Origin of the sequence: Klebsiella sp. HN106 (genome assembly GCF_051209435.1) — a bacterium.
Lineage (GTDB): Bacteria > Pseudomonadota > Gammaproteobacteria > Enterobacterales > Enterobacteriaceae > Klebsiella > Klebsiella oxytoca.
On the sequence record NZ_JBLURD010000077.1, the window covers coordinates 1 to 783 of the forward strand.

The following is a 783-nucleotide window of genomic DNA, read 5'->3' on the forward strand; positions in this document are numbered from 1 at the left end:
GACGCCCTGAGGCCCCTTATGACGAAACAACAGAAAACTGCGCTGAACATGGCTAAATTCATCCAGAATCAGTCCCTGCTCCTGCTGGAGAAGCTTAACGAGCTTGATCTCGATGCGGAGGCTGACCTTTGTGAGAAACTCCACGATGATGCGGAGCATCTTTTCTGTACACTGTCCCTCCGACTGGATGCACTACAGGAGGGTGACTGATGGCGAACGTGTCGATCAGTGAGGCAGCACGCCTGACGGGTAAGAGCAGGACAACCCTGCACAGGTTAATTAAAGCCGGTGAACTGTCCACCTGTCGGGGTGAACGGAATGCGAAAATGCTCGAGACTTCAGAGCTTTTGCGGGTGTTTGGTGCCTTTGCGCCCGTATCCGTTGAACAGGAGAAAGAACAGGTCAGTGGACAGCGTGACACAGTCACTTCTGACCGTAATGAACAGGTCATTTACATTCTGAAACAGGAAATTGAACACCTGAACACCCTCCTTGCCTCCAGAGATTCACATATCGACAGCCTGAAACAGGCGATGTTGTTGCTGGAGAACCGGGAAGAGATGCGGCAGAACACGACCCGGCCCCGTGCCTGGTGGCGTTTCTGGCAGTCCTGAAATGCCTCAGTGTTTTTGCCCTGCTGTTCCGCCAGTGGCCTGGAGTTTTTCCAGTTTCCGTCTGCGCCGTTCCGCCGTCGCGCAGGCATTTCTCCGTCTTTCCTCTGCTTTCTCTGCTTCCAGACGGGCCAGCTCGGTTTTATGCCGCTCCCCGTCAACATACTTTCTG

2 protein-coding genes are annotated in these 783 nt (G+C 53.9%); both read left to right on the plus strand.

Annotation, left to right across the window (positions count from 1 at the left end):
* The first annotated feature begins 18 nt into the window (after window positions 1-18).
* A complete protein-coding gene (locus tag ACSIPU_RS30375; protein ID WP_159178631.1) occupies window positions 19-210 on the plus strand; it encodes a Rop family plasmid primer RNA-binding protein in 192 nt (63 codons plus the stop codon).
* A complete protein-coding gene (locus ACSIPU_RS30380; RefSeq protein ID WP_435322471.1) occupies window positions 210-614 on the plus strand; it encodes a helix-turn-helix domain-containing protein in 405 nt (134 codons plus the stop codon). Before ACSIPU_RS30375 ends, ACSIPU_RS30380 begins: the two co-directional genes overlap by 1 nt.
* Window positions 615-783 lie beyond the last annotated feature (169 nt).

Bases quoted from the DNA above. Each gene is read 5' to 3' on its own strand.
- ACSIPU_RS30375 (WP_159178631.1), top strand. From the start codon at position 19: ATGACGAAACAACAGAAAACTGCGCTGAACATGGCTAAATTCATCCAG.
- ACSIPU_RS30380 (WP_435322471.1), top strand. From the start codon at position 210: ATGGCGAACGTGTCGATCAGTGAGGCAGCACGCCTGACGGGTAAGAGC.